This window comes from Microbacterium ginsengiterrae (assembly GCF_014205075.1).
Taxonomy (GTDB): Bacteria; Actinomycetota; Actinomycetes; order Actinomycetales; family Microbacteriaceae; genus Microbacterium; species Microbacterium ginsengiterrae.
Window position 1 is genome coordinate 1,327,067 of the sequence record NZ_JACHMU010000001.1, and the last position, 26,065, is coordinate 1,353,131.

Consider the following 26,065-nt stretch of genomic DNA (forward strand, 5'->3'; position numbering starts at 1 on the left):
AAGGAGATGACCGTGACGAACGTGATGTCGCAGGCACCCACCGTCGGATACGAGATCGGAGATGTGACGATCGAGGCGCGCGGACCGCTGAGCGACGCGATCCTCGGCCTTCTGTCCGGCGACGAGCGTCGCATCGACGATCTCGTCCCCACCGTCGGCAGTATGGATGCCGTCGAGGATGCGATCCGCGACGATGACGTGCAGCTGTCGCTGTTCCTCATCTACGCCGTCAGCTACGGTTCACTCGACCAGATCGGGGCGCAGTGGGAGTGGGACACGCGGCTGATCGAGGCGCGGGTGGCGCTGGAGCGGATGTTCGAGGCGGAGGTGCGCCGTCAGGTGGGACCGATCGAGTCGCCGGCCCCGCGTGGCCCTGCCGTTGCGGAAGCGCTGTTCGAGATGACCAAGCCGACGCCGGGACCGAGCCTGTCGCGCTACGTCGCCCGGCGCGCCGATGAGTCACAGGCGCGCGAGTATCTCGCGCTGCACAGCATCTACACGCTGCGCGAGGCGGATGCGCACTCATGGACGATCCCTCGGCTGACGGGGCGCGCGAAGGCCGCTCTCGTCGAGATCCAGGCTGACGAGTACGGCGGCGGTGAGCACCACGGGGTGCATCAGGTGATGTATGCGCGCACGCTCCGCTCCGCAGGGCTCGACGACACCTATGGGCGCTACGTGGATGCCGCGCCGGCGATCACGCTCGCGGGGTTCAACCTCATGACGATGTTCGGGATGAACCGACGACTGCGCGGTGCATCGGTGGGACACCTCGCCGCATTCGAGATGACCTCATCGATCCCTTGCCGCCTCGTCGCCGAGGGCCTGCGCCGCCTCAGGTTCGATGACGATGTCGCGGCGTACTACGACGAGCACGTCGAGGCCGACGCTGTGCACGAACAGATCGCCGGACGGGACCTTGCCGGTTCGCTCGCCGAAGACGATCCCGCGCTCGTGGATGACATCGTCTTCGGCGCCGCTGCGTGCCTCGCGGTGGAGGGATGGGCGAGCGACCTGACCCTCGAGCGGTGGGAGGCGGGCGATTCCGCCCTTCGGGAGTCGCGGATCGCGCGCGACATCACCGGCGGAGGTGCCCTGTGAGCGGCGCGCCGGTGACCATCACCCCGTGCGCGAACGGGCCGTTGCTCGTGCGCGGCGACATGGAGATCCTCGACGAGGACGGCAACCCGGTGCCTCGGACGCGGAGGACGGTGGCGTTGTGCCGCTGCGGCGTCTCCACCATCAAGCCGTACTGCGACGGGACGCACAAGGCGATCGACTTCCGCACGGAGTAGGGAGGATTCCCGTATGCGGAAGCAGACACGGTGAACGGGGCGGGCCAGGGCCCCCTCATCGGACCCGCCGCTCCACCGGGTGTGCATCTGATGACGTGGAACGTGCGGCGCCCGCTCCCCTTCACGCTGCGTGCCGCCGACCGGTGGACGCGACGTGCGCCACGCCTCGCCGCGCTGCTGCGTGCCGAGCGCCCGACCGCGCTCGGCGTGCAGGAAGCCCTGCCCTCGCAGGTGCAGGTCATCGAAGACGCACTCGGCGGTGGGTATCGCCACGTCGGCCGAGGGCGAGCGCGCGACGGGAGCGACGAGGGATGCCCGATCTTCTACGATGCGGAGCGGCTGGACCTCGTCGAGGCGCAGCAGGAGGCGCTGTCCGACCGGCCGGATGCTCCAGGGTCCCGGTCCTGGGGGAATCTTCTGCCCCGGATCATGGTGGTCGCGGTCTTCCAGGACCGGATGACGAGCCGGCGCTTCTGCGTCATCAACACCCATCTCGATCACCTCTCCCGCCGGTCCCGACTGCGCTCCGCTGAGGCGATCCGCCGCGCGGTCATCGCCCGCGCTCTCCCCGCGGTCGTGATGGGCGATCTCAATGAGGGTGTGAGCGGAGCGGCGGTCGCCGCGCTGCTCCGTGATGACCTGCTCGTCGATGCGTCGGCCGATCCCCGCACGCGACGCGGACCACAGTGGGGCACGTGGTCGAACTACCGCCCGCCCCGCGAGGGCGGACGCCGCATCGACTGGATCCTCGTCTCCGACGGGGTGCAGGTCACCAGGGCCGCCGTCAACGATCGCCGGTACGGCGGCGGCTGGGGCTCCGATCACCTCCCCGTGCAGGCGGAGATCCTCGTGGGTGAGTAGCCTGGCGAGCGTGGACTTCTCCTTCTCGGCGCTGCGGCGCTTTCCCGATGTGGAGGCGCCGAATCTGCAGGCCTGGGATGCCACGGATGAGCTCCTCGTGCAGCGTGCGCTCGCGGCAGGCGTCAGCGGCGACGAGATCGCTGTCATCGGGGACGAGTACGGCGCCATCACGCTGGCGCTGACGGATGCCGGGCTCCGCGGCATCCGCGTCCATCAGGATCTCGCGACCGGACGGCGGGCCCTCGCGCACAATGCCGCCGCGCTCAGCCTGGGCGGGTTCTCGTCGCACGAGCTCGATGCGTCGCTGCTCGGCGGGGCCCGGCTCGTCCTGCTGCAGCTGCCCAAGGCACTCGCCGAACTCGAGGAGATCGTTGATGCGGTGGCGCGGTGGGCGGCGCCGGATGTGACGCTGATCGCCGGTGGACGCGTCAAGCACATGACTCTGACGCAGAACGAGGTGATCGGCCGCTCCTTCGAGGTCGTGCAGCCGCAGCGCGCGGAGCGGAAGTCCCGGCTCATCGTCGCGACCGGTCGCCGTGACGCTCCCGCACAGCCGCCGTTCCCCGTGGCGGCGGAGGTCGAGGTGCCAGGGCTTTCGCAGCCGCTGACCGTCGTCGCGCACGGCGGCGCCTTCGCCGGAGCCCGGCTCGACATCGGCACCCGTGTCCTGCTCGAGGCTCTCGCGGCCGAACGGACCTCGGGCCTCGGGTCGCAACTCCGGAGAAACGGGCAGATTCCGCCCTCGCCCCGCCGGAACGACGCCGATCCGCACAATTCCTCCGGAGTTGTGCCCGGCGCCTCGACCGCACCGCGCCACACCTCGACCTCACCGACCGCCGCCTCGACGACGCCGGGAACCGTGGTCGACCTCGGATGCGGCACCGGTGTGCTTGCGGCGACCTACGCCCTGACGCACCCCGACGCCCGCATCATCGCGACGGATCGGTCCGCCGCGGCCGTCGCGTCCGCCCGCGCGACGATGCGGGCGAACGGCGTCGACGACCGCGTCACCGTCACTCACGATGACGCGGGCTCCGAGATCCCGGATGCCGCAGCCGACCTCGTCCTCCTAAACCCGCCGTTCCACCTCGGCGCGAGCGTCCACACCGGCGCGGCCTCCCGCCTGTTCGCGGCCGCCGCACGAATGCTGAGGCCGGGCGGGGAGCTGCTCACGGTCTTCAACTCGTCCCTCGGCTACCGCCGCGAGCTGAGCGCGACGATCGGCGCCACCGAGCAGGTGCTGCGCACGCCGAAATTCACGGTGACGCGCAGCGTGCGGCGCTGAATGCAGGACGATCCGCACATTGTCGACATTCGACAGGTACGCAGACTTTTGTTACGTTGAAATGTAGACCTTTGGTCTGAGACCAGTCCGCGGCCACGTCCTTCATTCGACGCACCAGGCTGCGAAGAGGCGTGGACGTATGGTCGGTGTTCTTGCGGCGGGTCCGAAACCCGCCGTCTGTGCCGCTGAGCAGCGTGTCGATACGGCCTTGCGAACATCACCCGGGCGTAACCGAAGCAGGCTCACCGAGCCCGAATCACGGTGAGTGCTGGGGGAAACGTGACCGAAACCGCTCTTGAAGCGCGCAATCTTTTCAAGGTGTTCGGACGGAATCCGAAGCAGGCAGTCCAGCGACTGAAGTCCGGCGCGTCCCGCGCCGAGGTGCAGGATGCCGGGACCGCCGCCGTCATCGACGCGAGCTTCACCGTCAACAAAGGCGAGATCTTCGTCATCATGGGCCTGTCCGGATCGGGCAAGTCCACGATCATCCGCATGCTGAACGGCCTGCACGACATCACCGACGGCACCGTCGTGATCGGCGGGGACCAGATCACCGGCATCCCGGCGGCGCGCCTGCGCGAGATCCGCCGCGAGAACGTGTCGATGGTGTTCCAGCACTTCGCACTGCTGCCGCACCGCACGGTGGCCGCGAACGTCGCCTACCCGCTCGAGCTGAAGGGCGTCGGCCGCGCCGAGCGCCTCGCGAAGGCCGAGGAGGTCCTCGCCATGGTGGGCCTCGAGGGCTGGGGTGACAAGCTGCCCAGCGAGTTGTCCGGCGGGATGCAGCAGCGCGTCGGCATCGCCCGCGCGCTCGCCGCCGACACCGAGATCCTGCTCATGGACGAGGCGTTCAGTGCGCTCGACCCTCTCATCCGCCGCGAGATGCAGGAGCAGCTGGTCGAGCTGCAGGAGAAGCTGCAGAAGACCATCGTCTTCATCACCCACGACCTCAACGAGGCGATGTTCCTCGGTGACCGGATCGCGGTCATGCGCGACGGGCGGATCGTGCAGATCGGCACGCCGGAGGACATCCTCACCGACCCCGCCAACGACTACGTCGCGCAGTTCGTGCAGGATGTCGACCGCGCCCGCGTGCTCACGGCATCCAATGTCATGGAGCGCCCTCGACCCGTCGTCGCCGACACGGCGGGTCCGCGCACGGCGCTGCGCCAGATGCGCGATGCGTACATGTCCGCCGCGTACGTCACCGGTCGCGATCGCAAGCTCCTCGGCATGGTCACGGATCGGGATGCCGTGAAGCTCATCCGCAAGGGCGAGGCGTCGCTGAGTTCGATCCTCCGGCCGGTGCCGCAGGCGGTCTCCGAGGACGACGTCCTGATGAACCTGTTCGTCCCGGCCGTCGAGTCGCCGCTGCCCCTCGCCGTCATCGACGCGGAAGGACGCCTCACCGGTGTCATCCCGCGCGTCACCCTGCTCGCGGCGCTGGGCCCGGGCCCGAACGCCACCGAGGAGATCACCCTGCCGCACCAGCCGGTGCCGCAGGCCGAGATCGACGCGGTGCTCAGCGAGGCGGATGCCGCCACCACCGCCGCTGCCGGTGATGCGCCGACGGCAGCAGGAACGACGGAAGGGGAGGTGCGCTGATGGACGGATTCCGACTTCCCCTCGGCGAATGGGTAGGGGCCGGCGTCGACTGGATCAAGGACAACCTCGAGGGTCTGCTGGACGTCATCGCCTTCGTCGTCCGCTTCCTTGTGGGCGGACTGACCGACATCCTCACCGGCACGCCGCTCGTCGTCGTGATCATCATCGCGGCGCTCATCGCGTGGGCCGTTCGCTCGATCTGGATGGCGATCGGCACCGTCGTGTCGTTCGTGCTGATCCTCAGCATGGGCCTGTGGGTCGCGGCTATGCAGACGCTGTCGCTCGTGATCGTCGCGGCGCTCGTCGCCATCGTCATCGCGATTCCGCTGGGTATCTGGTCCGCGCGCAGTGACACCGTCCGGGCGATCCTCAAGCCGGTGCTCGACTTCATGCAGACGATGCCGGCGTTCGTGTACCTCATCCCCGCGATCGTGTTCTTCAGCATCGGCGTCGTGCCGGGTCTCGTCGCGACGGTCATCTTCGCCCTTCCCCCGGGCGTCCGCATGACCGAGCTCGGCATCCGCGGTGTCGACTCGGAGACGGTCGAGGCGGGGCAGGCGTTCGGTGCGACGCCGTCGCAGATCCTGCGCGGCATCCAGCTCCCCCTCGCGATGCCGACCATCATGGCCGGCGTCAACCAGGTCATCATGCTCGCGCTCTCGATGGCCGTCATCGCCGGTATGGCCGGTGCGGACGGACTCGGGAAGCTCGTCGTCGAGGCGATCTCGACCGTGAACATCGGCAAGGGCGTCGAGGCCGGCCTCGGTGTCGTCCTGCTCGCGGTCTTCCTCGACCGTGTCACCGCGGCGCTCGGCGCGCCGGGCGAGTACCCGTCGTCGCTGCTCGGGATGCTGTCCCGTCGGCGCGCGGCGCAGCGGGACGAGAAGGCGGATGCCGCGGCGGACGCGAAGCTGCAGGCCGAGCTCGAGACGGCATCCACTCCGCGTCGAATGACCGCGCACTGATCCCCGAACCCATACGAAACGCAGCAGAACATACGAAAGGAAGCACCATGAAGAAGTTCCGGCACATCACAGCCATCACAGCCCTCGGTCTCACCGCATCCCTCGCCCTCGCGGGGTGCGCGACCGGCAACGACACCGCAGGCGGCGACAGCGAGGCCGGCGACGGAGACAAGGGCACCATCACCCTCGGCTTCCTCCCCTCCTGGACCGACGGCCTGAGCATGGCGTACCTGCTCCAGGACCAGTTCGAGAAGCTCGGCTACACGGTCGAGATGCAGACCCTCACCGAGGCGGGCCCGCTGTACACGGGTCTCGCACAGGGCGACGTCGACATGTACCCCTCCGCATGGCCCGAGGTCACGCACGTGCAGTACATGGAGGAGTACGGCGACGACCTCGAGGACCTCGGCGCCTACTACGAGAACGCCAAGCTCACCATCGCGGTGCCCAGCTACATGGACATCGACTCGATCGAGGACCTCAAGGGCTCGGCAGACCGCTTCGACGGCAAGATCATCGGCATCGAGCCCGGTGCCGGTCTCACCCGCCAGACGCAGGAGTCGATGCTCCCCGAGTACGACCTCGAAGGCGAGTACACGCTGGAGACCTCGTCGACCGCCGCGATGCTCACCGTGCTCGGTGAGGCCATCGACAAGGAGGAGGACGTCGTCGTCACGCTGTGGCGTCCGTTCTGGGCCAACAGCACGTACGACGTGAAGGACCTCGAGGACCCGAAGGGTGCCATGGGCGACGCGGAGACGCTGAACTTCATCGGTCACAAGGGCTTCGCCGAGCAGTTCCCCGAGGCGGCCGAGCTTGTCAAGCAGATCAAGCTCGACGACGACCAGTACGGTTCGCTCGAAGACCTCGTCGTGAACGAGTTCGGCGAGGGCCAGGAGTCCGAGGCCATCGACAAGTGGCTCGAGGACAACGCCGACCAGTTCGACTGGGTCGTCACCGACTGATCTCACTCAGCTGATGAGGGGGTGTCGCGGCTCGCGGCGCCCCCTTCGTCGTCCTGCGGGTGTCGCGTGCGCGCGGACGCGGGGGGATCATGGATGCCATGGACGGGTTCGCAGCTGTCGACTTCGGCTTCGCGCGCGAGGTGCTCCAGCGGGGCATCGCGGCGCTGTTCCTCGTCGCGTTCGTGTCGAGCCTGAATCAGTTCCGGCCGCTGCTGGGGGAGCGAGGCCTGCTCCCCGCACTCGAGCTGCTCGAGTGGGCTGCGTCCTCCTCATCGCGGGGGCGGATGCTGCGCCCCACCGTGTTCACGCGGATCCGCTACACCGACCGGCGCCTCGTCGCCCTCTGCTGGGCGGGCATCATCGTCTCCGCGGCACTCATCGCCGGCATCCCGCAGCTCGCCCCACCGTGGGTGCCGATGGCCTGCTTCCTGTTGCTGTGGCTGGGCTACATGTCGATCTCGAGCATCGGCCAGACCTTCTACGGTTTCGGGTGGGAGATGCTCCTGCTCGAGGCCGGGTTCCTCGCGGCGTTCCTCGGCTCGAACGATCAGCCGCCGCCCACCGTGGTCATCGTGCTGTTCTGGTGGCTGCTGTTCCGCCTGGAGTTCGGCGCGGGGATGATCAAGATCCGCGGTGGACGGGAGTGGCGAGACCTCACCGCCCTCACTTATCATCACGAGACGCAGCCGATGCCGGGGCCGCTCAGCAGACAGGCCCACCTCTTGCCGCGCTGGTTCCACAAGGGCGAGGTCCTGGGGAACCACTTCGCGCAGCTGGTGGTCCCGTTCTTCCTGTTCGCACCGATCCTCGGGCTGTTCCTGCCGGGGCCGGTGCCCGCCGTCGTCGGCGCGGTGGCGGCGGCGATCGTCATCGCCACGCAGCTGTGGCTCGTCCTGACCGGAAACTTCGCATGGCTGAACTGGGCCACGATCGTCATCGCCTTCTCGGGGATCGGGGTGCCGGCGGCATCCGCCGTTCCCGTCGAGCTGCCGATCCCCTGGGTCGTGATCACCTCGTTCGTCGGCATCCTGTACGTCGCTCTGAGCTGGCCGGCGCTGCGCAATCTGTTCGCGCACCGACAGCTGATGAACGCGAGCTTCAACCGATGGCAGCTCGCGAACGCCTACGGCGCGTTCGGCACCGTCACCAAGGAGCGGATCGAGATCGTCGTGGAGGGGACGACGGAGGAGGACCCGGATGCGGCGGACTGGCGGGAGTACGCCTTCAAAGGAAAGCCCGGAGACGTACGCCGCGTGCCGCGGCAGTTCGCGCCGTACCACCTGCGGCTGGACTGGCTGATGTGGTTCCTGCCGCTCGGCCGCTCGCTGGACGACTGGTTCACGGCGTTCGTCGTCCGGCTGCTGGAGGCGGACCCGCCGACGCTCGCGCTGCTGCATCGGGACCCCTTCGACGGCGCGCGGCCGCGCTGGGTGCGCGCCGTGTCGTACCGCTACCGCTTCTCGACCCGCGCGGAGAAGCGCGCCACCGGGGACGTGTGGGTGCGTGAGCGGCGGCGGATCGTGCTGGGTCCCGTCGGTCTGCGGTGACTCGCCGCGAACGGCGCGCGAGACGGCGGGCGGCCGGGCTCAGGCGTCGGTGACGGGGCGATCCGTGCGACGGGGCATCGGCTCCGGCATCGGCTGCGGCATCCGCTGTGATTCCGGCCGCGGTTCCGGGGCGGACTCGGGCCGTGCGCTCGCCGTGATCTCGCCGGCGACCTGTTTCTCGAGGTTGTGGACGGCCTGATCGCTCAGCACGATGAGCCCGTCGAGCTCTTCACGCACGCGCTTGTACGCGACGTTGCGCTCGGCCTGGGTGGCGGATTCGTCCACCGCGACGCGGAGCAGCTGCTGCGCACGGTCGAGCTTCTTCCGCTCCGCCTCGCTGAAGGTCGACGTCCGAAGCCGCCTGGCCTCCTTCTCGGCGATCTCGAACGCGACGGCCATGTTGCCGACGGCATCCAGGTACTCGCTGACCTGCTGCTCCGACACCTTCGCGTTCTGGGACGAGGGGCGCAGGGTGTCCGCGGTCTTCTTCGCGCGGAGGAACGCGGCGGTGAGGGGTTGGCGGCCGTCGCTCATGGCGGGGTACGCGATGAGCTTCGCCACGTCGAGTTCGTAGTCCAGCCAGCGGGCGGTGATCTCGTCGTGCTCGGCGAACAGCCGGGCGAGCAGCTCGTTCGAGGGGAGCGAAGCATCGGAGGGGGCATCCTTCGGTGTGGATGCCGTCACCCTCCCGCGCGCGGCGAGCTGGGCGGCCTTGATCTCGCCCTTCACGCGGATCGTCTCCAGGCGGCGCTCATGCCGACGCTTGGACGAACGCTCCCACGCCTTGGCGGCTCCGCCCGCCATCCCCATGATGGGGAAGACGAGCCACCAGTAGTGGCCGGCGAACTCCCAGAACCCCTGGATGAACTGTTCCATGATGCGGTTCAGCCTAGTGCGGGGCGGTCCGCGACGGTCAGTCTCGTGCAGTGGGCCGGGTGGCGCCGTGACCGCTGCCGTGTCAGGATGACCACGACTCGGCTCGACGAGCGACGATGTGAGGAGCGGACATGCAACTGGCGATGATCGGACTCGGCAGGATGGGCGCGAACATCGTGCGCCGCCTCATGCGCGACGGCCACGACTGCGTCGTCTACGACGTGAATCAGGATGCCGTGGCCTCCCTCGTCGCGGAGGGCGCCACCGGCGCCGAGAGCATGGCCGACCTCGCCGCGAAGCTCACCCCCACAAGGGTCGTGTGGATGATGGTGCCGGCATCGCTCACCGGCTCCGTGGCGGAGGAGGTCGCCGCCGTCCTCGACGAGGGCGACATCCTCATCGACGGCGGCAACTCGAACTACCGCGACGACGTGCGACGCGCGAAGACGCTGCGCGAGCGCGGCATCGAGTACGTCGACATCGGCACGAGCGGCGGAGTCTTCGGACTCGAGCGGGGCTACTGCCTCATGGTCGGCGGGTCGGATTCCGCGTTCGCGCACATCGAGCCGATCCTCCGCACGGTTGCGCCCGGTGTCGGCGAGGTGGAGCGCACGCCGGGTCGCAGCGGCGACCTGACTCCCGAGGAGCAGGGTTTCCTGCACTGCGGACCGTCGGGCGCAGGACACTTCGTCAAGATGGTGCACAACGGCATCGAGTACGGCATCATGGCCGCGCTCGCCGAGGGCCTCAACCTGTTGCACAACGCGGATGCCGGAGTGCGCGAGGCAGAGCACTCCGCCGAGATCGCCCCGCTGGAGGAGCCGGAGTTCTACCAGTTCCCGATCGACACGGCTGCAGTCTCAGAGCTCTGGCGTCGCGGATCGGTGATCTCGTCGTGGCTGCTCGACCTCACTGCGGCCGCGCTGCACGAGAACCCCAGGCTCGACGGCCTCGCCGGCCGAGTCTCGGACTCCGGCGAGGGTCGCTGGACGGTCAAGGCCGCGGTCGACGTCGGGGTGCCGGTGCCCGTGCTCGCGGCATCCCTGTTCGAGCGGTTCGCGTCCCGTGACGAGGACCAGTTCGCCAACCAGGTGCTCTCGGCGATGCGACTGCAGTTCGGCGGGCACAAGGAGCTTCCGGCCGGCGACGTGCTCGAGGCGGGGGGCCGCAAGTCCGACTCGGCTTGAGCGGGGCGCCGGGCTCAGGCGTCGGCATCCGCCTCGTCGGAATCGATGTCTTCGGCGCCTTCGCCCAGATCATCCTCGACCTGCGCCGGCGGCAAGTCGTCGAGGAACGCGCGGTCGTCGTTCGGGTCGCCTGTGCCCTTGTCGAGTCCGGACTCGGTCGGGTCGTCGGTGCGCGGATCGCTCATGGCATGCTCCTTCTGTTAGGTGGATCAGTCTTCCGGCCCGAAGCCGGCGTCGAAAACACGGTGGTACCGTTCGGCATCTTCGAGCGTCTCGCATTCGAGGAGACGCGCTTCGGCAACCGGCATGAGCGGCGACTCATGCGTGTCCGACGCCGCGAACGATGGAAGTGCCATGGTCCGTCAAGAATCATGGTTCGCCGAACCGGATGCCAGAGGCTTGACAATCCGTGCGCCCAGCGTCCCAGCTTCCCAGGTTCTCAGCGCCCGAGCTTCTCCGCACACGGCACGCACAGTTCGGCGAACGGACGCACGCGCAGGCGGGCGACCGGGATGCCGCGACCGCAGTTCGCGCAGACCCCGTAGGTGCCGACATCCATGCGCGCCAGCGCCTCGTCGACCTGCCGCAGTTCCTCGCGGGCGCCCTCGAGCAGCCCGCTGAGCCGCGACCACTCGGCCGACAGGGGAACGCCCTCCGGGTCGTGCTCGTCATCGTCGCTCTGGCTGCTGCGGTCGTGAGTGAGCTGGTTCAGTGTTGCCGTCAGTGCCTCGGTGCGATCGTTCGCCTCGCGCCGCAGGGCGTCGAGAAGAGGACGCAGCTCGTTGTCGCTCATGCCCACACCTTAGGCCCGACGGCGTCCGTCCGGTGTCTGCAAGATCAGGCGAGAGCGGATGCCGGTCGGCCGGATCCACGTGCGATATGGCTGCGTGCATGGCTGACGGCGTCGTCGAGGGACGTGAAGAGGTGACGGTGGTGGCGGAGGGAGTTCAGCACGCCGACGGTGCGGAAGAGGTCCTCGTGCACCGGCTGCACCCCCTTGATGAGCACGGTCACGCCGCGCCGCTCGAGGGACTGCACGATGTCCTGCAGAGCGTGCGCCCCGCTCGCGTCGACGTGCTCGAGCTTCGACATGCGCAGGACGACGACGGTCGCACCCTGCATCCGCGTGATCTCCTCGAACACCCGCTCTGCCGAGGCGAAGATCAGCGGCCCGTCGATCCGCACGACCGCGATGCGCTCATCGCCGGGCTGGGGCGGCCCGGCGATCTCCTCGCGCTGCACGCCCGTGCTGCGCGAGAGGTTGCGGATCGCGAAGACGCCGGCGAACACGATGCCGATGACGACGGCGACGATGAGGTCGAACGAGACGGTGATGATCGCGGTCACGATGAACGCCGCGGCATCCGACCGCGCCGACTTCAGGATCGAGCGCATCGTCGCTGCGCGAACCATGCGGACGGCGGTGAGCATGAGCACGCCGGCGAGACCCGCGAGCGGGATCATCCCGACCGGCCCCGACAGCACGAGCACGAACAGCAGCAGTACGACGGCGTGCACGATCGACGCGAGGCGAGTGCGACCGCCCGAGCGCACGTTGACGGCGGTGCGTGCGATCGCTCCGGTCGCCGGCATCCCGCCGAACAGGCCGGAGCCGATGGACGCGATCCCCTGGCCGACCAGCTCGCGGTCCGGGTCGTACGAACCCGTGTCGCCGAGGGAGGCGGCCACGCGCGCAGAGAGCAGCGACTCGATGGCGGCCAGCGCGGCGATCGTGAACGCCGGGGCCAGCAGGGCGGCCGTCCCGCTGAGGGTGATGGTCGGGAGGGCGGGCATCGGGAGGCCGGCGGGCAGTGCACCGATGACGGCGAGCGGACTGTCGATCATCAGGCAGAGGAGCGTCACGACCGCGATCCCGATGAGGGAGCCCGGGATGCCGGGGTGCAGGCGCTGCGCGAGCAGCATGAATCCGATCACGATGAGGGCGGCGCCCACTGCCCAGGGGACGTAGGTCCAGTCGGCCTCGGAGATCGCCTGCACAGCTGCGATGAGTGCGTTGGAGCTGTGGCTCGCGGCATCCGCCTCCCCGCCGACCGTGAGCGACGGCACCTGCTGCAAGAAGATGATCGCGGCGATGCCGAGCGTGAACCCCTCGATCACCGGCCACGGGATCACGCCCACCGCCTTGCCCAGCCGTAGTGCACCGGCGGCGAGCACGATGACGCCGGCCATGATGCTGACGAGGGCGACAGCGCCGACTCCGTGCTCGGCGACGATCGGCAGCAGCACGACGACCATCGCCCCGGTCGGGCCGGAGATCTGCACGTTCGAACCGCCGAAGATCGCGGCCAGGACGCCCGCGATGATCGCGGTGATGAGTCCGGCCTCGGCGCTCACGCCCGAGCTGACTCCGAACCCGAGCGCGAGGGGAAGCGCGACGATTCCGACGGTCAGCCCCGCCACTACATCGCGCTTCCAGGTGCGCCGGAGATCACGGTAATCGTCGAGCGACGGCATCAGGCCGCGTACGCGAGCTGAGGTGCTCACAGCGGGCCCTGTGTGAGCGCGGGCAGCGCGTTGGCGTGTTCGATGCGCTCGCCGTCGGTTCGGACGATCTCGAGCAGCAGTGCGCGGGCGACCGCGAGCATCTCTGCGGTGCGCCGGTCGGCCAGGCGGTAGTAGACGTGGCTGGCGCGGCGTTCGGATGTCACCAGGCGATGCCGGCGCAGCACGGAGAGGTGCTGCGAGAGGTGTGATGCCTCCAGCCCGGTCTCCTCGCCCAGTCGGGCGACGCTCACCTCGTCGGCGTCCGAGAGGAGCTCGAGAATGCGGATGCGGAAAGGGTGCGCGAGCCCCTTGAAGAGGTTGGCCTTCACCTCGTAGAGCGGACGATGGGCCTCACTTAGTGACATGATGAAATGATCATATCGCGGAAACGGGGGTGCTTCGGCCGACGGGCGTGCAGATCGACTGACAGGTGTCGCGCCGAGCGCGCCAGGCGGCTCAGCCGAACAGCAGGCTCAGCACGGTCGAGCCGCCACCGACGAGGATCATTGCGACGATCGTCACCCACGCGATCACGCGGATGCGCCGGTTGCGCCGTTCGCCGAGGTCGCCGTAGTCCTCGCTGAGCTCGTCGCTCATGCGGTGGGCTCGGCGACCGTCGGGCCGAAGGCCGCAGGCAGGGTCGCCTGCGACGTCTCGCGCAGCTCGGCTGCCGACACGGTGAACAGTCCGGTCACCTCGAGGTCGGGGACCGTGTCGGTCACGCCGATGCGCAGCACCGGGTAGTCGCGCCCCTCGCACAGTCCGCGGAACTTCACGTCGTCCTCACGGGGAACGGTGACGATGACGCGGCCGGTCGACTCCGAGAACAGGGCGGATGCCGCATCCACACCGTCGCGGTCCATGAGTTCGGTCAGCCAGACGCGGGCGCCGACGCCGAAGCGCATGACGCCCTCGGCGAGGGCCTGGGCCAGGCCGCCCTCGGACACGTCGTGGGCGGACGAGATCAGCCACTCGTCGCGGGCGGCGGCGATGAGACCGGCCAGGGTCTTCTCGCCGGCGAGGTCGACCTTCGGCGGCAGGCCGCCGAGGTGATCGTGCACGACGTCGGCCCACGCCGAGCCCGACAGCTCGGTCGAGGTGGTGCCGAGCAGGTAGATGTTCTGTCCCTCGTCCTGCCACCCCGAAGGGATACGACGCGAGACGTCGTCGATGATCCCGAGGACGCCGACCAGCGGGGTCGGGTGGATCGGGGTGTCACCGGTCTGGTTGTAGAACGAGACGTTGCCGCCGGTGACGGGGGTGCCCAGCTCGAAGCATCCGTCTGCGAGGCCGTCGACGGTCTGGCCGAACTGCCACATGACCTCGGGGTTCTCGGGGGAGCCGAAGTTCAGGCAGTCGGTGATGGCGGTGGGCTCCGCGCCGGTGACGGCGACGTTGCGGTACGCCTCGGCCAGGGCGAGCTGCGCACCCGCGTACGGGTCGAGCTGGCAGTAGCGGCCGTTCGCGTCCGTGGAGATCGCGAAGCCGAGGCCGGACTCCTCGTCGACGCGGATCATCCCGGCGTCGTCGGGGAAGGCCAGGGCGGTGTTGCCGAGCACGTAGTAGTCGTACTGGTTGGTGATCCAGCGGGTGTCGGCGAGGTTCGGCGAGCCGACGAGGCGGAGGAACTGCTCGCGCAGCACCTCGGGGTCGTTCGAGCGGGGCAGGAGCTCCGCGGCATCCGCCTGCAGCGCGTCGATCCACGTCGGATACGCGACCGGACGGTCGTAGACCGGGCCGTCGACGGCGACGGTCGACGGGTCGACGTCGACGATGCGCTCGCCCTGCCAGTCGATGACGAGGCGGCCGTCGCCGGTGACCTCGCCGAGCACGCTCGTCTCCACGTCCCACTTGTTCACGACGGCGAGGAACGCGTCGAGCTTCTCGGGGGCGACGATCGCCATCATGCGCTCCTGCGACTCCGACATGAGGATCTCCTCAGCGGTCAGGGTGGGGTCGCGCAGCAGGACGTTGTCGAGCGAGACGTGCATGCCGGAGTTGCCGTTGGCGGCGAGCTCGCTGGTCGCGCAGGAGATGCCGGCGGCGCCGAGGTCCTGGATCGCCTCGACGAGCTCGTCGCGGTACAGCTCGAGGCAGCACTCGATGAGCACCTTCTCGGCGAACGGGTCGCCGACCTGGACGGCCGGGCGCTTGGTCGGACCGGTGGAGTCGAACGAGTCCGAGGCGAGGATGCTCGCCCCGCCGATGCCGTCGCCACCCGTGCGGGCACCGAACAGGACGACCTTGTTGCCGACGCCGGTGGCGTTGGCGAGCTTGAGGTCCTCGTGGCGGAGCACGCCGACCGCGAGTGCGTTGACGAGCGGGTTGGCCTGGTAGACGGAGTCGAACACCGTCTCGCCGCCGATGTTCGGCAGACCGAGGCAGTTGCCGTAGAACGAGATGCCGGCCGTGACGCCGTGCACGACGCGAGCGGTGTCCGGGTGGTCGATCGCGCCGAAGCGGAGGGCATCCATGACGGCGACCGGGCGCGCACCCATCGAGATGATGTCGCGGACGATCCCGCCGACGCCGGTGGCCGCGCCCTGGAACGGCTCGATGAAGCTCGGGTGGTTGTGGCTCTCGGCCTTGAAGGTGACCGCCCAGCCCTCGCCGACGTCGATGACGCCGGCGTTCTGGCCCATGCCGACCATGAGGCGCTTCTTCATCTCGTCGGAGACCTTCTGGCCGAAGCGGCGCAGGTAGTTCTTCGACGACTTGTAGGAGCAGTGCTCCGACCACATCACGGAGTACATCGCCAGCTCACCCGAAGTGGGGCGACGGCCGAGGATCTCGCGGATGCGCGCGTACTCGTCGTCCTTCAGCCCGAGGGCGCCGTACGGCTGCTCCTTCTCGGGGGTCGCCGCGGCATTGGCGACGGAGTCGGGGACATGAACGGATGCTGTGGGGGTGGTCACGCAGACTCCTGAAGACGGGGGAGGCGGGCGCTCCCAGTCTATCGGCGGGGCGCCGTGGAATCTTCGCCCATCGCGGCACCCCGGTGGCGGGGGAGCGCCGCGGCATCCGCGCTGTCGTCACCGGCGGAAACATGACGTGCGGACGGGGCGCGGGCAGTCGTACATTGAGGTCTTCCGCCGTAAGGAGTACGCCATGACCGAGATCCGGACGACCACCGCCGGCAGCCTTCCCCGCACGCAGGCCCTGCTGGAGGCGAACGCGGCCCGCCCGTTCGCCGATGACGGCTTCACGCTGCAGTCCACGCCGGAGTACGAGGAGCTCATCGGTGCCGCGGTCGCCGATGTCGTCGAGCGTCAGCGCCGGGCCGGGATCACGCAGCCGGGAGACGGCGAGTTCGGCAAGGCCTCGTCGAGCCCCGTGGACTACGGCGCGTGGTGGGGGTACTCGTTTCAGCGCGTGAACGGACTGTCCCTCACCGAGGTCAACGCGTTCAACGAACCGCCGCGCCGGTCCGCTCCCGGCAAGGTCGTCCTGACGAGCTTCCTCGACCGCCGCGACCGGCAGGAGTTCGCCGACGCGTACGCCGACCGCGAGGCCGGTATCGGCACCGGCCGGACGGCGACGGCGTTCCCCACGACGACGGCGCCGATCTCGTACCGGGGTCAGGATGCCGTCGCCGCCGACATCGCGCACCTGCGCGGCGCGCTGCGCGAGGGCGAGGAGGGGTTCCTCACGGCGATCGCGCCGGGGTCCGCCGCCCGCGTGCGCAACGAGTACTACCCGTCCGATGAGGCGCACATCGACGCATGGGCGGATGCCCTGCGCGAGGAGTACCGCGCGATCGTCGACGCGGGGCTCACGCTCCAGCTCGATGATCCGTCCCTCGCCGAGAACTGGGATCAGATCAACCCCGAGCCGACCGTGGCGGAGTATCAGGACTTCACCCGCATCCGCGTCGAGGCCATCAACCGGGCGATAGAGGGGCTGCCCAAGGAGCAGATCCGCCTCCACCTCTGTTGGGGATCGTGGCACGGACCGCACTCCACCGACATCGAGGTGCGCCACATCCTGCCCGTCGTCCTGCAGGCGAAGGTCGGCTCGATCTCCTTCGAGGCGGCGAACGCCCGTCACGAGCACGAATGGGCGCACTGGGCGGATGCCGCGGCTCAGGGCCTCATCCCCGACGACCTCGTGCTCGTCCCCGGCGTCGTCGGGCACTCCACGAACCTCATCGAGCACCCCGATCTCGTCGCGCAGCGGATCGCCCGCTACACCGACATCGTCGGCGCGGACCGCGTGATCGCGTCGACCGACTGCGGCCTCGGAGGCCGCGTGCACCCCGACATCGCCTGGGCCAAGCTCGAGGCGCTCGGCGAGGGTGCCCGGCGGGCGGCTCGCCCGGACGCAGTCATCGGCTGAGTTCGACGCACGCGAAGAACGCCCGTCCCCGTGGTGAGGGGACGGGCGTTCTCGCTCGTGGTCAGAGGATCGCTCAGACCTCGGCGTCGATGCGGCGGCGACGGCGCGCGGCGGCGAAGAGACCACCGGCGACGAGCATCATGAACCCGAGCAGAGCGGCCGCAGTGGGCAGCTCCGCACCGGTCTGACTCAGCTCGTCGGGCGTCGACGTGCCACTGCCGCTGTCGCTGCCGGAGCCGGCGCCGTCAGCGGGCGTGCCGCCCGTGCCGCCGCCGGGGGTGCTGTCGGATGCCTCGCGGACGGCGACCGTGCTCTCGCTCGTGACCGAGCCGTCGCGGTAGCCGTCGAGCGAGCCGGTGACCGTGACGCTCACGCGTGCACCGACGGCATCCGCGGGGATGACGAAGGTGTCGGAGCCTGCCGGTCGGGCGGCGCGCTGCACGGAGTTCCCATCCGCGGGGTCGACGACGACGCCGTCGAGTGCCCACTCGTAGGACAGGCTGGTTCCCTCCGGCCACCCCTCGGAGGAGACGGTGAGGGTTTCGCCGACGACGGCGTCACCGGAGATGGCGGGCGCCTGCGACGGGAGCACCTTCTCCACGACATCCAGTTCGGCGACGCAGTCAGCGCAGCTCGCTCCGGGGCTCGTGGACGACGCGGTCGCCGCGACGGTACCGCCCGGGGCGGACTCGGTGATCGTCGCGGTGAACGACAGAGTGGCAGTCGCGCCGACCGCGGTCTGCGGCACGACCCAGGTGAGGGTCGTGCCGTCGAGCGTCGCCTCGGCGGGGACGTCGAGCACGGCGCTCTCGAGCAGCTGTGCGACATCGACCGAGACCGACGTCGAGGCGAGCGCCACGCGGCCGGTGTTCTCCGCGGTCAGATCGAACTGCACGCTCTCGCCCACGTTCAGGGGAGCAGAGGCATCCGACGTCAGGGCGAAGAGGGACTTGTCGGGCCAGGCGGGCTTGCCCGGCTCGAGGATCCAGTCGGTCCACAGTGCGTCGAGGTCGCGGCCGGAGATCTCCGTGGCGAGGGCGAGCAGGTCGGAACCGGAACGGCTCTGGCCGGCGTTGTCGATCTGCCACTGCTCGATCAGGGCGAAGAACGCCTCGTCACCCATGGCGACGCGGAGAACCGACCAGAACATGCCGCTGCGCGTGTAGGTCTGGTAGCCGTAGAGGTCGGCGGAGTCGGTCTGCGCGCCCGGTGCGATCGCCCAGTTGCCGCTGGTCGCGGCGGTGCGGTTCCACGTGCTGAAGTACGACTCCTCGACCGTGGTGGCGCTGGTGCCGAAGCCCTCAGCGGAGTTGTAGTAGGTCGGCGCCCAGCTCGCCATTCCCTCGCCCATCCAGATGTCGGTCCAGGTGGAAGGGGCGACGTTGTTGCCGTACCACTGGTGCGCGAGCTCGTGGATGAGCGTGTTGCCGGCGACGGAGTTGACGCTCGGGAAGAACGAGCGGTCCTGCGTCTCGAGCGCGTAGTTGATGGCCCGGGGGACGGTCTTGACGATCACGCCGGTGCTGTTGCCAGGGTACGGACCGTAGATCGACTCCAGGTTCTGCGTCATGGGCTCCAGCAGGGCGATGCGGTCGCGGACCCTGTTCTTGTCGGAGGTGGTCAGGCCGGAGTCGATGAACGACCACGACGGGATGACGCGGCCGTCGGTGAGGGTGATGGATCCCTCGACGACTTCGTAGCGGCCGATGCCGATGACGACGAGCTCCGAGGCCATCTGCTCGTCCTGGCGCCAGGTCCACGTGGTGCGCCCCGTGCCGGCGGAAGACTCCTTCATGACCAGCTCACCGTTGCTGGCTACGGCTCCGGGCCCCTCGACGCCGTTCACGTCGGCGAGGACGCTGGGCGCATCGACGGTGATCGTGTAGGTGGCCTTGTCGCCGGGGGTGTTGTTGTGGGGGAAGGCGGTCATCATGCCGATCGGCTGCCCGAGCAGCATCGCGCCGTCGTTCGTGCCGCTCCAGCCTTCCTGGCTGCCGTCCGCGTCGATGTGGTGCTGCGGGACACCGCTGTAGTTGACCGTGACGGTGAACTCGTCCTCCACGGGCGTCGCCGGGGTGATGACAAGCTTGTACTTGATCGCCGTAGGCTCGACGATGCGGGTCCACGTCGCCGGCTGCCCGTCGACGAAGACGCTGTCGATGTTCAGGCCCTCGAAGTCGAGCGAGAAAGAACGAAGAGGCGTGAGGGCGCGAGCGGTCATCGTCATGGATGCCGCGTCGAACTCTCCGGTGATGACACCGCCGGCGACGCCCGTCGGGCTCCAGGCGATGTCGATGTCGTAGTCGAGTGCGTCGTATCCGCCGTTGCCGACGTTCGGGAACACCGCGTCGCCGGCCGTTTGCGGTCCGTCGATCGGGTCACCGTGCGCGACGGCGGGGGCGGCGGTGGCGAGGAGGGCGCCGGCGACCAGCGTCGAGACCAGGGAGGTCGCGAGCAGCCGTCGGCGCGGGGAGGAGGGTAGGCGTGTCATGAATGCTTTCGGGTAGTCCGTGGGGGCGAAGGCGACAGGGTCACGTCGGCATGGCGCGGCGCACGGGCTCGTGACCCGCGCGGGTGGTGCGCACGCTCACCATAGGGGTGCTGTGTTTCCGGCATATATCGCGGCGGCGGCATCGCGCCGCATCGCGCCTCGGGGCCCTGGCCTAGACTCGGCGCACGACAGTCGAGGAGGACCGGATGACGACTCGCCGATCCCGTCGCACTGCGCGAGGCGATGCCGCGCGAGACCGATGCGGCCGACGGCCAGGCCGAGGTGCGTCTGCCGCCGTTCGACGTGTTCACCACCGAGTACTCCGACGCGGAGCAGGCGACTCTGCGCAGCGCACTCGCGTCGGCATCGGTCGGCGTCGGCGAGCTGTTCGACGCTGACGCGCTGTACGCGGCGATGGCGAGCGACGGTCCGTGCGCGGGTGACCTGACGCGATGAGACGGTGGCGTCACCCGGCGATCGTTCGGCCCTGCTCGAACCGGGCCTGTGCCCGATCGCCGCGACGGCCGGCGTCCGCGAGCGCGGTGGCCTTCGCGAGCCCCATCTCCCGCGTGGCGACGTAGATGCTCTCGGCGCGTTCGACGAGGAACGTCTCGTGCCAGACGCCGACGGCGCCCGGCGCCTTGCGGGCGGCCTTGTTGAACGCCGTCCACGCCGGCCGATGCTCCTGAGCCGGCGCGGAGGCGTAGGCGTAGAGCTTCGGGACCGACGACCAGTACTGCACGACATACGGTCCGCCGCGGCCGAACAGCAGCTCGTAGCCGAGGAAGCCGGAATCCTCGTCGCGGGACAGCTCTCGCAGCATCCGGGGCATGGCGAAGAACGCCGGGAGCCACAGGTCGGGGCGCCACCAGCGGTTGATCTGCATCCCGATGTGGAAGACGACGAGCTCGCCTTCGTGGTGATGGGTCATGCGGCCCGCGTTGATCTTCGTCATGGTATCTTCCGATCGGATAGTGGGACTATCCATAATGGATAGCGGTACTATCGAAGTCAAGAGGTGGCCATGAAGATCTCAGAACTGTCGGCGAGGAGCGGCGTCGCCGTGCCGACGATCAAGTACTACCTGCGCGAGCGGTTGCTGCCCGAGGGTGAGCGCAGCGCACCGACGCAGGCCTCGTATGACGACGCCCACGTGCAGCGCCTCGGTGTGATCCGTGCGCTCATCGCGGCGGGCGTCAGTATCGCCGAGATCAGGCGCGTCGTGGCGACGCTCGACAGTCCGCCCGAGAGCGCCCATGAACTGCTCGGGGCCGCGCACGCGGCGATCACCCCGACCGAGGACGACACTCCCGACCTCACCGCAGCCGAGGAGCTGGTGGCGGGACTCGGATGGAAGCCGGGGATGACCGACCCGGCCGTGCTGCGTGCCGTCGCACGGGCATTGAACGGTCTGTCGTCGGCCGGGTTCGAGGTGCCGCGCGACGTCATGGCGACGTACCTGGCGAGCGTCCGCGCGATCGCGGACGCGGAGATCGCCGGCGTTCCGAGCTCATCGCCCGAGGTGGCGGTGCAGTACGTCGTTCTCGGTTCGGCGCTCGTGGAGCCGTTGCTGCTGGCTCTGCGGCGGGTGGCGCAGCAGGTCGCCTCCGCCGAGCGGTTCGGCGCCGAGGGGCTCTGAACCGACGGGCTCGGGTCAGCGCCCCCGAACCGACGGGCGGGTCAGCGCCGCCCGGCGCGGTCGATGATCCGCCACGTCGTCGGCAGAAGGGCGGACATGGCGAGGATCTTGAGGGCGTCGCCGATGAGGAACGGCAGGACGCCGAGGGTGAGTGCCGTCGCGAGGTCGACGCCGAGGAACCCGGCGAGCCACGGCACTCCGCATGCGTAGATCGTGAGTGAACCGAGCGTGGCGAGGCCGATGGTCGACCAGGCGTTGCGGTCGGAGCGGCGACGGGCGAGGGTGCCGACCAGGGCGGCGGCCGCGACGTATCCGACGATGTAGCCGAACGACGAGAAGGCCCAGCCGAACGAGCCGCCGGCGAACAGGGGGACCCCGATCGCCCCGAGTGCCAGGTAGAGGCCGGCGCTCGCGGTGCCGCGGAGCGGACCGAGGGTCGCGCCGGTGAGCAGGACGGCGAAGGTCGCAAGCGACAGCGGCACCGGCGTGAAGGGCAAGGGGATGACGATGAATCCCGCGACGGCGATGAAAGCCGTGCCCGCCAACGTGAGGAGCACGTCGCGCGCCGCGGCGCCGGGGATGAGATCGGCGAGCACCGGTGAGCGGTCGGGGTGGGTGGCGATGGCGGACATGGTTCCTCCTGGCATCCTGAACACTGTTCACCTGAACAGCGTTCTGTACGATAGCAGGATGAACGCCGCGCCCGCACCTGCCCGCAATGACAAGAGCGCCGTCGTCGATGCCGCCATGCGCGTGCTGAGCGAGAACGGCTTGCCCGGCCTGTCGATGCGCAGGATCGCCGATGAGCTCGATGTGCAGGTCAGCGCGTTGTACTGGCACTTCCCGAACAAGCAGGCCCTTCTCGCCGCCGTGAGCGACCGGATCGTCGGGGATGCGGACGCGACCTCGGGTTCCGAGGGGATCGCGGCCGCCGACGCCGAGGTCGTCGCCGCGCGGCTGCGCGACCGGCTGCTCGCCCACCGGGACGGCGCGGAGATCGTGTCGAGCTCGCTCGCGCTCGGGCTTCTCTCGCTGCCGGCGCATGTGGACCTCGCGCGCGCGGGCCGCGAGCTCGGGCTGGACGATGCGGCGGCCGAGACCGCCGCCGACACCGTGGTGCACTACGTGATCGGGTACACCTTCCACGAGCAGCAACGGCTGTACGCGGCCGTCGTGGGCGCCGCTGATGCCTCGGTCGACCTCGCGCCGGGGCAGGTCGATGAGCGCGGCGGATCGTTCGATGCCGGCCTCCGGATGATCGTCGCCGGCATCCGCGCCACCGCCGGGGTCAGCTGAGCCCGAGGTTCTTGTCAGCGGTCGCCGACGTACGCGATCGCCTCGACCTCGACGGTGAATCCGCCCGCGAGTGCGATGCCGAAGGTGCTGCGTGCGGGGCGGTGATCGCCGAAGAACGCCGCGTATTCCTCGTTGAAGATGGCGAAGTTGTCGATGTCGGTGAGCAGGCACATGGTGCGGACGACATCAGTGATCTCGGCGCCACCCTCGGCGAGGACTGCCCTGAGATTGGCGAGAGCCTGCCGCGTCTGTTCGCGGAAGTCGCTTGGTGTCACTCCGGTGGCGGCGTTCAGTCCGACCTGTCCCGCAGTGTGGATGTAGTCGCCGGTCCGAACGGCCTGGGAGTAGTGCCCGCCGGGGGCCGGGGCGTCGGAGGTGTGAAGAAGTTGCATGGGAGGTCCTCTCAGTTGTCGGTGTCGATGGGGCTGGAGCAGAAGTCGAGCGCGATGCGGGCATACATCTTTGCCGCCTGGTGAATGCTGTCCACGCTCACGTACTCGTTGGGGCCGTGCGCGCAGGTGAGAACGCCGGGGCCGAAGGAAGGAAGCGTCGGGATGCCCAGCTGTGAGTACCAGGGCGCGTCGGTGCCCCCGGGAAACACCGACAGCGGTGGGGCTTCGCCGAGCACGTCGGCCGCTGCGCGCTGCGTCGCGGCCACGAGTGGATGCTCCGCGTCGAGCTCGCTCCACGGGATCCAGTCGAGTCCCTCTTCGAAGTGGTACTCGACCTGGAGTTCGGGGTCCGCGGTGCGGCACGCGTCCAGCCAGCGATCCAGTGCCTCGGCGACCTCCTCGCGCGTCTGACCGGGGACCGTGCGCAGGTCGCACGCGAACTCGGCGCGACCGGGGACCACGCCGAAGAAGGTGCCGCCGTCGATCATGACACCGGTGTTCAGCGTCGGGCCCACCTGACCGAGCGGGTGCGGCGTGAACGGCAGATCGAGTTCCGCCCCGATGCGGAGCATGAGGTCAGCGAGTTTCAGGGAGGCATTCACAGACGGCATGCGATCCGAGAGGCTCGAGTGCATCTGGGTACCCTGCACGATCACGCGGAAGCCGCAGACGCCGCGGGAGACGAGGTGGATCCCCTGCCAGTCGTGTTCCCAGCCGCTCGGCTCACCGATGAGAATCGCGTCGACGTCGGAGACGTGCGGGGCGACGAACTTGGCGCCGAGTTGCGCACCGGCCTCCTCATCGGCGATCAGTCCGAGCACGAGGTCGCCGGCGAGCGCTGCTCCGGACGCCCGCAGCGCGTAGGCGGCGAAGATCATGGCGGCGACGGCGCCTTTCATGTCGGTGGCCCCGAGTCCATACAGGATGCCGTCCTCGACAATCGCCTCAAGCGGCGGCTTGCGCCACAGTTCGCGGGCCTCTCCGATGGGCTTGGTGTCGACGTGACCGTTCAGCATGAGGTTCGCACCGCCGCCGGTGCCACGCATCCGGGCGATCATGCTCGGGCGGTCCTCGGTCGGTCCGATGATTGTGATGTCCTCGTCGAGGCCCATCCGGGTGAGCGTCGAACGCAGAAACGCAACGATCTCGCGCTCGTCGCCATACGGCGGGATCTGGCTGTTGATGGCGATGAGATCGTGTACGAGATCGATCAGCTCGTCGGCGTGGGCGTCGAGGAACTCATCGATGCTGCGGACATCGACGGGTGTGGTGTGCGTGGTCATGCGCTGATCCTCTCCAGGGGGAAGGTCTCGAGTACGGCGTCGACGCCTGCGAGCAATCGCTCGACGTCGGAGTGAGTGTTGAGCACGTGGAACGAGGCGCGCACGCGCCCATCGCCGCCCCATACGAGCACGCCCTCGTCCGCCAACGCACGGGCGAAGCGTTCGCCGGCGGGATGCAGGAACGCGACGTTGCCCGCACGTCGGTCAGGGTCGCGGGGGGTGATGACCTCGAGCCCCCGCCTCTCCAGCCCGTCGATCGCCGCGCCGGCGAGGACGCTGGAGTGGGCCTCAACCCGGTCGATCCCGAGGTCGAGAATCGTGTCGATGCCCGCGCCCAGTCCAGCGATGTCGGCGAGAGCGGGGGCGCCCATCTGGAAGCGCGTTCCGTCCGCGTTCCAATTGATCTCGTCGAATCGACGGTCGGTGAACATGTTCTCCAGCGATCGCCATCCGACCGAACCCGGCTCGAAGTCCGGCAGGCGATCGCGATTCCAGACGACCGCCCCGACGCCGTAGGGGCCGAGTGTCCACTTGTAGGAAGCGGTCACCGTCAGTGCCGCGTACTCGACGTCGACGTCGATGACCCCGAGCGAGTGGGACACGTCGACGAGGAACGGGATACCCTGCTGCTCGGCGAAGGCGCCGAGCTCATTGAGATCGTGGCGGAGGCCGCTGACGTAGCCGACGTGGCTGACGGCGATGGCGACCGTGCGCTCATCGCAGGCCTCGATGATGGAGGAAGCCGGCATCTCCCAGTCCTCCTGGCGCGGCACGACGCGCACCTCGAGTCCGTATCTGCGCAGTCGTAGGAACGGCGCGAAGACAGCGGGGTGCTCGTATTCATTGATCACGATGTTGTCGCCGGGCTTCCACGACCAGCCGTTGGCGATCGCACTCCAGGCAGTGGACGCGTCGCCGAGCAGGCCGACCTCGGCCGCGTCTCGGCCGGTGAGGCGCGCGATGCCGGCACGGGTGTGGCTTTCTGCGGCGTAAAGGAAGTCCCGACCGCCCTCGCCCAGGCTCTTCGCGCGGTACGACTGGACGATGGCGTCCTCGACACGCTTCACGGCGGGCGAGTGCGCGCCCCAGTACAGATAGGCCTCGTCGCCGAGGTTGAGAAAGTTGCTCGCGTCGAGCAGGGGAGCGGCCCCGATAAGCGACATATGTGATCCCTGGTTGTGGTGCGGTCGGGTGTGGGGACGATGGAGGGTGTTGGAGCTGATCACGGCATGCGCCAGATTTCCTGTGCGAAGAGCAACTCACCGTTCTCATCGAGCGGGTCGTGCATCAGCGAGCGGATGTGCCCACTCCAGCGAACGTTCTCCGGATCCGCATCGAGTGCGGCGAAGGTCGCGTCGATCGGCTCAGTGCACTCGCCGTACGCGGTGACGGTGTGGTCTCGGCGAAAGAGTGAGAACTCGGTGACGCCTACGCGCCTCATGGCGGCAACGACGCCGGGCCAGATCTCGGCGTGCTCCTGCTCGTACTGCTTGATCGTTCCGGGGAGCAGCACGAATGTGTAACAGAACCTCGGCATC

The 26,065-nt window shown here is 69.0% G+C and carries 27 protein-coding genes; 13 read left to right on the plus strand and 14 right to left on the minus strand.

Features of this window, described 5'->3' with window-relative positions:
- Nucleotides 1-6: 6 nt before the first annotated feature.
- The 8 genes from HD600_RS06655 to HD600_RS06690 all read left to right on the plus strand — a co-directional run bounded on the left by HD600_RS06655 (nt 7) and on the right by HD600_RS06690 (nt 8,523).
- Nucleotides 7-1,101, plus strand: a complete 1,095-nt coding sequence (locus HD600_RS06655) for an iron-containing redox enzyme family protein (RefSeq protein WP_184282421.1) — start codon at nt 7-9, stop codon at nt 1,099-1,101.
- A gap of 11 nt (nt 1,102-1,112) precedes the next feature.
- Entirely contained in the window at nt 1,113-1,295 is a 183-nt protein-coding gene (locus HD600_RS14875; protein WP_338402168.1) for a CDGSH iron-sulfur domain-containing protein, read from the plus strand.
- A 30-nt stretch (nt 1,296-1,325) separates the two neighbouring features.
- The gene (locus tag HD600_RS06665; RefSeq protein ID WP_206705697.1) at nt 1,326-2,156 is read left to right on the plus strand and encodes an endonuclease/exonuclease/phosphatase family protein; all 831 of its coding nucleotides are present in this window, start codon (nt 1,326-1,328) and stop codon (nt 2,154-2,156) included.
- A gap of 10 nt (nt 2,157-2,166) precedes the next feature.
- Nucleotides 2,167-3,441 (plus strand): class I SAM-dependent methyltransferase, encoded by a 1,275-nt coding sequence (locus HD600_RS06670; protein WP_338402169.1) that lies wholly within the window; start codon nt 2,167-2,169, stop codon nt 3,439-3,441.
- A 279-nt stretch (nt 3,442-3,720) separates the two neighbouring features.
- Nucleotides 3,721-5,046 (plus strand): betaine/proline/choline family ABC transporter ATP-binding protein, encoded by a 1,326-nt coding sequence (locus HD600_RS06675; protein WP_184282424.1) that lies wholly within the window; start codon nt 3,721-3,723, stop codon nt 5,044-5,046.
- Nucleotides 5,046-6,011, plus strand: a complete 966-nt coding sequence (locus tag HD600_RS06680) for an ABC transporter permease (protein ID WP_184282426.1) — start codon at nt 5,046-5,048, stop codon at nt 6,009-6,011. Before HD600_RS06675 ends, HD600_RS06680 begins: the two co-directional genes overlap by 1 nt.
- Before the next feature lie 47 nt (nt 6,012-6,058).
- Nucleotides 6,059-6,976: a glycine betaine ABC transporter substrate-binding protein gene (locus tag HD600_RS06685; RefSeq protein WP_184282428.1), complete on the plus strand. Its 918-nt coding sequence runs from the start codon at nt 6,059-6,061 to the stop codon at nt 6,974-6,976.
- A gap of 98 nt (nt 6,977-7,074) precedes the next feature.
- The gene (locus HD600_RS06690) at nt 7,075-8,523 is read left to right on the plus strand and encodes a lipase maturation factor family protein (protein WP_184282430.1); all 1,449 of its coding nucleotides are present in this window, start codon (nt 7,075-7,077) and stop codon (nt 8,521-8,523) included.
- A 39-nt stretch (nt 8,524-8,562) separates the two neighbouring features.
- Here HD600_RS06690 and HD600_RS06695 read toward each other — a convergent pair whose 3' ends face one another.
- Nucleotides 8,563-9,399 (minus strand): hypothetical protein, encoded by an 837-nt coding sequence (locus HD600_RS06695; protein WP_184282432.1) that lies wholly within the window; start codon nt 9,397-9,399, stop codon nt 8,563-8,565.
- Between the two features lie 131 nt (nt 9,400-9,530).
- Between HD600_RS06695 and gnd the strand changes: the two genes are divergently transcribed.
- Complete coding sequence (gene gnd, locus HD600_RS06700; protein ID WP_184282434.1) at nt 9,531-10,586, plus strand: phosphogluconate dehydrogenase (NAD(+)-dependent, decarboxylating); 1,056 nt, start codon at nt 9,531-9,533, stop codon at nt 10,584-10,586.
- Between the two features lie 14 nt (nt 10,587-10,600).
- Here the strand turns inward: gnd and HD600_RS06705 are convergent, their stop codons facing one another.
- The 6 genes from HD600_RS06705 to purL form a co-directional block, all read right to left on the minus strand.
- Complete coding sequence (locus tag HD600_RS06705; protein WP_184282437.1) at nt 10,601-10,771, minus strand: hypothetical protein; 171 nt, start codon at nt 10,769-10,771, stop codon at nt 10,601-10,603.
- 254 nt (nt 10,772-11,025) lie between these two features.
- Entirely contained in the window at nt 11,026-11,379 is a 354-nt protein-coding gene (locus HD600_RS06710) for a TraR/DksA family transcriptional regulator (protein ID WP_147039147.1), read from the minus strand.
- A gap of 44 nt (nt 11,380-11,423) precedes the next feature.
- A complete protein-coding gene (locus HD600_RS06715) occupies nt 11,424-13,061 on the minus strand; it encodes a SulP family inorganic anion transporter (RefSeq protein WP_184284757.1) in 1,638 nt (545 codons plus the stop codon).
- Nucleotides 13,062-13,087: 26 nt separating this feature from the next.
- Nucleotides 13,088-13,456, minus strand: a complete 369-nt coding sequence (locus tag HD600_RS06720; protein ID WP_144794111.1) for an ArsR/SmtB family transcription factor — start codon at nt 13,454-13,456, stop codon at nt 13,088-13,090.
- 91 nt (nt 13,457-13,547) lie between these two features.
- Nucleotides 13,548-13,688 carry a hypothetical protein gene (locus HD600_RS06725; protein WP_184282439.1) on the minus strand — a complete coding sequence of 47 codons (141 nt, stop codon included), beginning with the start codon at nt 13,686-13,688 and terminating at the stop codon, nt 13,548-13,550.
- Nucleotides 13,685-16,006: a phosphoribosylformylglycinamidine synthase subunit PurL gene (gene purL, locus HD600_RS06730; RefSeq protein ID WP_184282441.1), complete on the minus strand. Its 2,322-nt coding sequence runs from the start codon at nt 16,004-16,006 to the stop codon at nt 13,685-13,687. The genes HD600_RS06725 and purL overlap by 4 nt, the downstream gene beginning before the upstream one ends.
- Nucleotides 16,007-16,199: 193 nt before the next feature.
- Here purL and HD600_RS06735 point away from each other — a divergent pair, with 193 nt between their 5' ends.
- The gene (locus tag HD600_RS06735; protein ID WP_184282443.1) at nt 16,200-17,426 is read left to right on the plus strand and encodes a cobalamin-independent methionine synthase II family protein; all 1,227 of its coding nucleotides are present in this window, start codon (nt 16,200-16,202) and stop codon (nt 17,424-17,426) included.
- Nucleotides 17,427-17,499: 73 nt separating this feature from the next.
- On the opposite strand, the gene HD600_RS06740 is transcribed toward HD600_RS06735, so the two are convergent.
- Nucleotides 17,500-19,917 (minus strand): M1 family metallopeptidase, encoded by a 2,418-nt coding sequence (locus HD600_RS06740; RefSeq protein ID WP_184282444.1) that lies wholly within the window; start codon nt 19,915-19,917, stop codon nt 17,500-17,502.
- A gap of 243 nt (nt 19,918-20,160) precedes the next feature.
- On the opposite strand from HD600_RS06740, the gene HD600_RS06745 reads away from it, so the two are divergent.
- A complete protein-coding gene (locus HD600_RS06745) occupies nt 20,161-20,373 on the plus strand; it encodes a hypothetical protein (RefSeq protein ID WP_184282446.1) in 213 nt (70 codons plus the stop codon).
- A 10-nt stretch (nt 20,374-20,383) separates the two neighbouring features.
- Here the strand turns inward: HD600_RS06745 and HD600_RS06750 are convergent, their stop codons facing one another.
- Complete coding sequence (locus tag HD600_RS06750; RefSeq protein ID WP_184282447.1) at nt 20,384-20,872, minus strand: DUF4188 domain-containing protein; 489 nt, start codon at nt 20,870-20,872, stop codon at nt 20,384-20,386.
- Nucleotides 20,873-20,941: 69 nt separating this feature from the next.
- Here HD600_RS06750 and HD600_RS06755 point away from each other — a divergent pair, with 69 nt between their 5' ends.
- Nucleotides 20,942-21,556 carry a MerR family transcriptional regulator gene (locus HD600_RS06755; RefSeq protein ID WP_184282449.1) on the plus strand — a complete coding sequence of 205 codons (615 nt, stop codon included), beginning with the start codon at nt 20,942-20,944 and terminating at the stop codon, nt 21,554-21,556.
- Nucleotides 21,557-21,597: 41 nt separating this feature from the next.
- Here the strand turns inward: HD600_RS06755 and HD600_RS06760 are convergent, their stop codons facing one another.
- On the minus strand, nt 21,598-22,188 hold the full coding sequence (locus HD600_RS06760; protein ID WP_184282451.1) for a biotin transporter BioY: 591 nt from the start codon (nt 22,186-22,188) through the stop codon (nt 21,598-21,600).
- Between the two features lie 58 nt (nt 22,189-22,246).
- Here HD600_RS06760 and HD600_RS06765 point away from each other — a divergent pair, with 58 nt between their 5' ends.
- Nucleotides 22,247-22,852 (plus strand): TetR family transcriptional regulator, encoded by a 606-nt coding sequence (locus HD600_RS06765; protein ID WP_184282453.1) that lies wholly within the window; start codon nt 22,247-22,249, stop codon nt 22,850-22,852.
- 14 nt (nt 22,853-22,866) lie between these two features.
- Here HD600_RS06765 and HD600_RS06770 read toward each other — a convergent pair whose 3' ends face one another.
- Genes HD600_RS06770 through HD600_RS06785 form a run of 4 tightly spaced genes read right to left on the minus strand, consistent with a single transcriptional unit; the run spans nt 22,867 to nt 26,064 of the window.
- Nucleotides 22,867-23,244 carry a RidA family protein gene (locus HD600_RS06770; RefSeq protein ID WP_184282456.1) on the minus strand — a complete coding sequence of 126 codons (378 nt, stop codon included), beginning with the start codon at nt 23,242-23,244 and terminating at the stop codon, nt 22,867-22,869.
- An 11-nt stretch (nt 23,245-23,255) separates the two neighbouring features.
- Nucleotides 23,256-24,527 carry a M20 family metallopeptidase gene (locus HD600_RS06775; protein WP_184282458.1) on the minus strand — a complete coding sequence of 424 codons (1,272 nt, stop codon included), beginning with the start codon at nt 24,525-24,527 and terminating at the stop codon, nt 23,256-23,258.
- On the minus strand, nt 24,524-25,690 hold the full coding sequence (locus HD600_RS06780; protein ID WP_184282459.1) for an aminotransferase class V-fold PLP-dependent enzyme: 1,167 nt from the start codon (nt 25,688-25,690) through the stop codon (nt 24,524-24,526). The genes HD600_RS06775 and HD600_RS06780 overlap by 4 nt, the downstream gene beginning before the upstream one ends.
- A 59-nt stretch (nt 25,691-25,749) precedes the next feature.
- The gene (locus HD600_RS06785; protein WP_184282461.1) at nt 25,750-26,064 is read right to left on the minus strand and encodes an L-rhamnose mutarotase; all 315 of its coding nucleotides are present in this window, start codon (nt 26,062-26,064) and stop codon (nt 25,750-25,752) included.
- Nucleotide 26,065: the final 1 nt, after the last annotated feature.

What these genes read in the sequence shown, in the direction of transcription:
- HD600_RS06725 (WP_184282439.1), bottom strand. Translation starts at nt 13,688, where the DNA reads ATGAGCGACGAGCTCAGCGAGGACTACGGCGACCTCGGCGAACGGCGC.
- HD600_RS06755 (WP_184282449.1), top strand. Translation starts at nt 20,942, where the DNA reads ATGAAGATCTCAGAACTGTCGGCGAGGAGCGGCGTCGCCGTGCCGACG.
- HD600_RS06770 (WP_184282456.1), bottom strand. Translation starts at nt 23,244, where the DNA reads ATGCAACTTCTTCACACCTCCGACGCCCCGGCCCCCGGCGGGCACTAC.
- HD600_RS06710 (WP_147039147.1), bottom strand. Translation starts at nt 11,379, where the DNA reads ATGAGCGACAACGAGCTGCGTCCTCTTCTCGACGCCCTGCGGCGCGAG.
- gnd (WP_184282434.1), top strand. Translation starts at nt 9,531, where the DNA reads ATGCAACTGGCGATGATCGGACTCGGCAGGATGGGCGCGAACATCGTG.
- HD600_RS06760 (WP_184282451.1), bottom strand. Translation starts at nt 22,188, where the DNA reads ATGTCCGCCATCGCCACCCACCCCGACCGCTCACCGGTGCTCGCCGAT.
- HD600_RS06775 (WP_184282458.1), bottom strand. Translation starts at nt 24,527, where the DNA reads ATGACCACGCACACCACACCCGTCGATGTCCGCAGCATCGATGAGTTC.
- HD600_RS06680 (WP_184282426.1), top strand. Translation starts at nt 5,046, where the DNA reads ATGGACGGATTCCGACTTCCCCTCGGCGAATGGGTAGGGGCCGGCGTC.
- HD600_RS06720 (WP_144794111.1), bottom strand. Translation starts at nt 13,456, where the DNA reads ATGTCACTAAGTGAGGCCCATCGTCCGCTCTACGAGGTGAAGGCCAAC.
- HD600_RS06780 (WP_184282459.1), bottom strand. Translation starts at nt 25,690, where the DNA reads ATGTCGCTTATCGGGGCCGCTCCCCTGCTCGACGCGAGCAACTTTCTC.
- HD600_RS06685 (WP_184282428.1), top strand. Translation starts at nt 6,059, where the DNA reads ATGAAGAAGTTCCGGCACATCACAGCCATCACAGCCCTCGGTCTCACC.
- HD600_RS06695 (WP_184282432.1), bottom strand. Translation starts at nt 9,399, where the DNA reads ATGGAACAGTTCATCCAGGGGTTCTGGGAGTTCGCCGGCCACTACTGG.
- HD600_RS06705 (WP_184282437.1), bottom strand. Translation starts at nt 10,771, where the DNA reads ATGAGCGATCCGCGCACCGACGACCCGACCGAGTCCGGACTCGACAAG.
- HD600_RS06715 (WP_184284757.1), bottom strand. Translation starts at nt 13,061, where the DNA reads ATGCCGTCGCTCGACGATTACCGTGATCTCCGGCGCACCTGGAAGCGC.
- HD600_RS06740 (WP_184282444.1), bottom strand. Translation starts at nt 19,917, where the DNA reads ATGACACGCCTACCCTCCTCCCCGCGCCGACGGCTGCTCGCGACCTCC.
- HD600_RS06735 (WP_184282443.1), top strand. Translation starts at nt 16,200, where the DNA reads ATGACCGAGATCCGGACGACCACCGCCGGCAGCCTTCCCCGCACGCAG.
- HD600_RS06765 (WP_184282453.1), top strand. Translation starts at nt 22,247, where the DNA reads ATGAACGCCGCGCCCGCACCTGCCCGCAATGACAAGAGCGCCGTCGTC.
- HD600_RS06655 (WP_184282421.1), top strand. Translation starts at nt 7, where the DNA reads ATGACCGTGACGAACGTGATGTCGCAGGCACCCACCGTCGGATACGAG.
- HD600_RS06690 (WP_184282430.1), top strand. Translation starts at nt 7,075, where the DNA reads ATGGACGGGTTCGCAGCTGTCGACTTCGGCTTCGCGCGCGAGGTGCTC.
- HD600_RS06745 (WP_184282446.1), top strand. Translation starts at nt 20,161, where the DNA reads ATGCCGCGCGAGACCGATGCGGCCGACGGCCAGGCCGAGGTGCGTCTG.
- HD600_RS06785 (WP_184282461.1), bottom strand. Translation starts at nt 26,064, where the DNA reads ATGCCGAGGTTCTGTTACACATTCGTGCTGCTCCCCGGAACGATCAAG.
- HD600_RS06750 (WP_184282447.1), bottom strand. Translation starts at nt 20,872, where the DNA reads ATGACGAAGATCAACGCGGGCCGCATGACCCATCACCACGAAGGCGAG.